Annotated in this window: 6 protein-coding genes and 1 pseudogene; 3 read left to right on the top strand and 4 right to left on the bottom strand. The window is 43.2% G+C overall.

The window, feature by feature from the left end:
- Positions 1–445: HesA/MoeB/ThiF family protein (locus tag QVA83_RS21575; protein ID WP_287498955.1), on the top strand; the 445-nt coding region annotated here is incomplete at its 5' end.
- Between the two features lie 90 nt (positions 446–535).
- A complete protein-coding gene (locus tag QVA83_RS21570; protein WP_061095258.1) occupies positions 536–1,654 on the top strand; it encodes a M14 family metallopeptidase in 1,119 nt (372 codons plus the stop codon).
- 202 nt (positions 1,655–1,856) lie between these two features.
- Here QVA83_RS21570 and QVA83_RS21565 read toward each other — a convergent pair whose 3' ends face one another.
- Together QVA83_RS21565 and QVA83_RS21560 are read right to left on the bottom strand one after the other, a co-directional pair.
- The gene (locus tag QVA83_RS21565; protein WP_283635178.1) at positions 1,857–2,759 is read right to left on the bottom strand and encodes a Rossmann-fold NAD(P)-binding domain-containing protein; all 903 of its coding nucleotides are present in this window, start codon (positions 2,757–2,759) and stop codon (positions 1,857–1,859) included.
- 35 nt (positions 2,760–2,794) lie between these two features.
- The gene (locus QVA83_RS21560) at positions 2,795–3,910 is read right to left on the bottom strand and encodes an aminotransferase class I/II-fold pyridoxal phosphate-dependent enzyme (RefSeq protein WP_231513082.1); all 1,116 of its coding nucleotides are present in this window, start codon (positions 3,908–3,910) and stop codon (positions 2,795–2,797) included.
- A 138-nt stretch (positions 3,911–4,048) separates the two neighbouring features.
- On the opposite strand from QVA83_RS21560, the gene QVA83_RS21555 reads away from it, so the two are divergent.
- Positions 4,049–4,477: an Lrp/AsnC family transcriptional regulator gene (locus tag QVA83_RS21555; protein WP_014976775.1), complete on the top strand. Its 429-nt coding sequence runs from the start codon at positions 4,049–4,051 to the stop codon at positions 4,475–4,477.
- Here QVA83_RS21555 and QVA83_RS21550 read toward each other — a convergent pair.
- Together QVA83_RS21550 and QVA83_RS21545 are read right to left on the bottom strand one after the other, a co-directional pair.
- A complete protein-coding gene (locus QVA83_RS21550; RefSeq protein WP_231506494.1) occupies positions 4,474–4,920 on the bottom strand; it encodes a hypothetical protein in 447 nt (148 codons plus the stop codon). The genes QVA83_RS21555 and QVA83_RS21550 overlap by 4 nt on opposite strands.
- Before the next feature lie 216 nt (positions 4,921–5,136).
- Positions 5,137–5,523, bottom strand: a pseudogene (locus QVA83_RS21545) (zinc-dependent metalloprotease); the annotation flags it as partial.

Here is a 5,523-nt window from a genome sequence, read left to right as displayed (position 1 = left end):
ACCGTTTTCGGCGCCCAGCTCTACTCAGCTTTCACCAGTATTAAAACAAGCCATAGAGCGTGCTGACGTTGTGCTAGATTGCACCGACAATACAAACTCGCGAGATTTAATAAACCTACTGTGTTTTAAACTAAATACCCCGCTAGTATCGGGTGCAGCCATTCGCTTTGAAGGCCAGCTATTCGTCGCTATACCCGGTGAGAGCCGTTGCTATGCATGCTTGCGGACGCTATTTGAATCGCCTGACCTAAGCTGTGTTGAGGCAGGTATATTCTCGCCAGTAGTAAATATTGTTGGTACTTACCAAGCAATGCTAGCTATGCAAGTATTGATGGATTTCGATAATATTCCTAAAAACACGTTAATGACGTTTGATGCTCTGTCGCACGAGTGGCGAAACTGGAAGTTACCTAAAGGCGTAGATTGCGAGCTATGTGCTTGTTAAGTTTAGGTGCATTTGCGGCATGAATTCTAAAAACGTGGTTAAAAGCAACAGACTAAAACAAAGAACAAGACAGAAAATAGGTTGATTTAAATGACAACCCAAGTAGTGAAAAAACACATGGTAGTGGCGCAAAACGCGTCTGGACGTAACATGAACGTGCCAATTTATCGAATGAAGGGCGCGCGCCCTGGCCCCACCGTGTATATTCAAAGTTCTATTCACGGCGCTGAAGTGCAAGGCAACGTGGTTATTTACCATCTCATTCAGCGCTTAAAAGACATGGATATTTGCGGCGAAATTATCCTAGTGCCCAACTGTAACCCCATTGGTACTAACATTAAAGCCGGTGAGTACACATTAGGCCGGTTCGATCCTGTGAACGGTACAAACTGGAACCGCGGCTACTTCTTCGATAAAGATGCAGTTGAACATTTCGCCAAAACAGTCACCCGCGAAGAGTCAATTGAAGGCATAAAACAACGTTTTCGTGCTCACTTGTCTAACGCTATAGACAACAAATTGGCTGAACCATGGGGTTTAGGCTTGGCACAGCAGTTAAACCTAAAGCTACAGCAAATGGCGGTCAACGCCGATTTCGTGTTAGATCTCCACAACGGCCCGGTGTCTACCCGCCACGTTTATATTCCCGAATACGCCAAAGACAGCGCCAAGCTATTTAACATTCCTCACTGTATTTTTATTCCAAACGTATTTGCGGGGGCGTTGGACGAAGCGACTTTCTGCCCATGGTGGACACTGCAAGAAAGCATAAAAACTAATTTAGCGCGTGAGGTAAGCTTTAACGTTGAAGCGTTTACGCTTGAAATGGGTAGCCAAGAAGTTATCGACTTTAACGAAGGTAATATAGACGCCACCAGTATTCTTAGCTACTTAAACGCCAAAGGCGTATTGCACGAATGCGATATTAAACCGACAGAAATGAAGCGTTTAGGCGTGTATTTAAAAGACTATAAAACCCTGTTTACTAACTGGGGCGGCATGGTGGAGTACATGGCGAAACCAGGCCAAACGGTGAAGAAAGGCGAACCACTGGCGCAAATTTTAAATATTGACGACCTGGATACCGACAACGGCAGCAGGACCTTAGAAGCGCCTTGCGATTTGATCCCTATTCTACACTTCCCGTCGGCTTCGGTATTGAGTGGGACGCAGCTTTACAAGGTGTTTACTAATTATCGGGAATTGTAGGTTTTATCTACAAATAGATACGATGCGAACTTGGTTGCAACAAATTGGACTAGAGTTTGTTGCAACAGCCCTAAGGGAGTGCTTATTCGATGATTCATAAAGCAGCTACGAAGCGCACCTTTTTCACGAGAAAAATTGGCGAACTACGCAAGGGTAAATAGTCCGTTTTGCTAGATTCACTGAATATTTAGCAAAATAAAGCTTAGTTAACCCTATTTAGTACAAATTCGGCAATTTTTAAATCCTGAACTGCCAAACCCGTTAAATCTACAACCGTTGTCTCTGTTGCCATCGTTGGTCGCCTCCCCTTTGCGATTTCTGCTCCCAACTCGAACACTTGATGTTCACCGATAGCGGATGCACGAAGTGCTCTAGATACCTCACCACGTGTTAAACTTTGCTTTTTACTGTCCACAATAATTCTGGTGGCATTCACCAAAATATCTGTATCCAGCTCCTGCTTCTCGGGTGTATCGGAGCCAATTGCAATTATTAATGTTCCTGCTTGGATCCTATTCTGGCTTAGTAACGGTCGGGAAGACGGGGTTGTGGTAATGATTAGGTTTGACTTCCCGGCCAACGACTCCAAGTGCTCGATAAGCTCTACATTATAACCTTCGACTTGCATGGACCGTCTAAAGCGTTCAGCAGCTTCCGTTGAACGTCCCCACACTATTATCTTTTTACATCCTGTCACTTGACTCACTCGCTTCACCTGAAGACATGCCTGAATACCAGTGCCTACTACCCCAATGGCAGAGACCACGGCAGGAGCAAAATACTTGGCAACAATGGCGCCTGCAATTGCAGTACGATGGTCGGTTAAAATACCTTCATCTTGCAGTAAACATTTGGCTTCACCTGTTTCGGTGGAGAACAGCATCATCAAGCCGTTGCTGGACGGCAAGCCTAATACACTATTGCCATAAAAGCCTGATGCAACCTTAATCACATAATGAACTCCAGCCTTGAGGTAACCGCACTTAATATGTACTTCACCTTTCTCAAGCACTAGTTCACTTACAGGCGGGATGCACGCTAAGCCTTTGGAATAGTCAACAAATCCACTTTCAACATCAAGCAATGGGTCGAATTGCCTCAGCACGGTCAGAATTTCAGATTTAGTGACAATCTTCATGTTTACACCCCATATTTGTACTTCACATAATGACTAATTCTCTCCAACCCTTTTTCTAAATGATCGCTAGGCGCGCCTATTCCTACTCTGAAGTAACCGTCTAAGCCATACACGTCACCAGGTAAAATAAGCACGCTCAATTCTTGTCTAAACTCGTGGGCAAGTTCAGTTGAGTTAACTGGTAAATCATAACGAATAAATGCCATACCTCCTGCCTTGGGCGGTACAAACGAGGCCCAGGAATTTCCATCGACCCACTCACTAATTCTATTTAGATTATCTATTAAGAATTCTTTACTGCGGGTTAATACCTGATGCCGAAAGGTTGGTTCTAGCACTATATTCGCTACATATTCGCTTACAGCACTAGTGGTGATGCTGGTATAATCCTTACACTGCCACGTTTTGTAGATGTCGTCGGGTAGCCCAACTAGCCATCCTAGGCGTAAACCAGGCATCGCCATAGCTTTTGACAAGCCGCAAGTAATAATCGCCTTTTCATATTCATCTGCAAAACTAGGTAGTTCATTTCCATCAAACTCCGCACCTTTGTATACCTCATCAGCATGGATATAAATGTCGTGCCGTTTTGCAAAGTTCACCAATTCCTGTATTTGTTCAAGAGGTAGCGTAGATCCAGTTGGGTTGTTGGGATGACAAATAGTGAGCATCTTGGTGTTAGCCGATATACTTTTTTCTAGCAGTTCAAAGTTTGGTAGCCAACCGTCTTGTTCCAATAATGGAATTTCGACGACCTTCACCCCTAACGACTTAGCCCACCCAGCTATTTGCATGTAGTTAGGAACAATAACTATTAGCTCATCGCCTTTTTCAAGTAAGCTCATTACCATTAGGAAATTTGCTTCAGCCGAGCCATTTGTAACGATTACATTGTCAGAAGTTCGATTGCTGTATAGGGCAGCAATGCGCTCTCGAAGTTGCACACTACCATTAGTCCAACCGTATCCAAGTTCAATACTCAATAGCTCTTGTTGCTGCTCCTGATTGAGCAGTTCGTTTAATCGATATGGGTGAACACCGCTATCAGATAGGTTCAGTTCAACTAAGTTTTCATAGAGTGATTGGATTCGTTCAAGTGTAAATTCATCGATTTGCATGATTTGTCTTCTATAGGTCAATTGATACTGCTCAGTGTATGCTTGACCTGCTAAGCGATGAATAACACAATAATTGAATTTCGCGCATTTAACTTTGTAAAACAAAGGAAAAGGCTGCGTTTACTTTGGAAAAATAAGATGGACAAGATTAACAGAAATATTCTACATATTTTGCAGTCTGAGGGGCGTATTTCCTTCTCGGAATTAGCGAAGCGTGTCCACCTTTCCGCCCCCGCGGTTGCTGAACGCGTAAAGCGATTAGAAGAGGAAAGCGTAATTACCGGCTATACTGCAACAATCGATAGCCACAACATGGGATTACCTATTACAGCCATGGTTCAAGCCCGTGTATTTATTGGTAAGGAGCCGCAAATACTAGCATTTATGAAAGAACGGCTAGAGGTCGTTGAAGGATACAATGTGACGGGTGAACGCGCCTTCATAATGAAAGTAGCGACAGATTCAATGAAAGCACTAGACGGCTTTTTGGAAGATCTATCAATAATGGCAGAGTCCAATACAATGATGATATTGTCCAGCGTGACGAGGAAGCCGCTCACAATTTAAGTACAATTTATCCCATTCAAACCAATATCATGTTTAAACTCTCCACGTCCGTTAAACACGCCAAAACCAACATCGGTTGCTTTAAGCTGTAAATCTAAAACCCAGTCTGTTTGTTCAATTGGTTTTAATTCAAAACGGTGTAAAGGAAGTGGGCATTTTAAGTAAAAGTTATGATAAGCCTTTCCCAAAGCACCTTGGTCTAGGGTATGCACGTAAATAGTGTTTTTGCCTATTTCAAATTCTTTATGAAAGTAGTCTGTATTATCGGTTAACACCATATCCATTGCGACGTCAAAAAAACCTAGGTTAACCTGAATAAAAGCCACTACAGCGATAAAAATGTTAAGGATGTTAGAAACCCATTTATTTTTGAACAAAAGCTTAAGTGCACCTTTCTGCTTAAAAATCAGGTAAACACCTACACATACCGCTATCAATTTCACCCAGGCTACCATATCCCCGACCTGTGACATGAGCTTTGGGGAATGGTAGTTCATCCCCCACAAAACACTCCCATTAACGCTTTCAGCTAAAGGTATGAAAATTAGCAGTAGCCCAACAAATACAGGAATACGCCGTACCGCAGCATCCCTGTGCGGCATTGACGTTTTTTTACTACTATGGTTTTGCATCAGCAGCGTCCTTGGTAGCAGCGCATTTTAAATCGGCGAACCTGGCGGTAGCGGCTCTACTTCAAAGGTACTTGGCCATGCCTTACTAGCCCAATAAGTATCGAACTGTTCTTTCAGTATTTCATACTGATTGTCGTCTGCTTTGTCGTCTAACCATTCGCTAAATTCAAGCAGAGCAAGTTCGGCTTCCATTCTTACTTCAGGCGCCAACTTATCGTTAGTTACTGCTTTCATCACTGCATTTAACGCCACTAACTGTAAGCGTTTTGCTAGTGGGCTTTGTGACTTATTTTTATACCAGTGAACGTTAAGTATTTGCTTCACCAGCATAGAAACGCCTACTTTTTTACGTCTGTCATTAGTGCTTCTTGTCTGCCACTCTAAGCGGTTTAAGCGCTCTGGGTGCAATAGTAA

The organism is Alteromonas sp. AO-Serp, assembly GCF_017849675.1.
GTDB classification, from domain to species: domain Bacteria; phylum Pseudomonadota; class Gammaproteobacteria; order Enterobacterales; family Alteromonadaceae; genus Alteromonas; species Alteromonas macleodii.
This window is presented reverse-complemented; position numbering and strand designations above follow the sequence as displayed.

Bases quoted from the DNA above. Each gene is read 5' to 3' on its own strand.
- QVA83_RS21570 (WP_061095258.1), top strand. From the start codon at position 536: ATGACAACCCAAGTAGTGAAAAAACACATGGTAGTGGCGCAAAACGCG.
- QVA83_RS21560 (WP_231513082.1), bottom strand. From the start codon at position 3,910: ATGCAAATCGATGAATTTACACTTGAACGAATCCAATCACTCTATGAA.
- QVA83_RS21555 (WP_014976775.1), top strand. From the start codon at position 4,049: ATGGACAAGATTAACAGAAATATTCTACATATTTTGCAGTCTGAGGGG.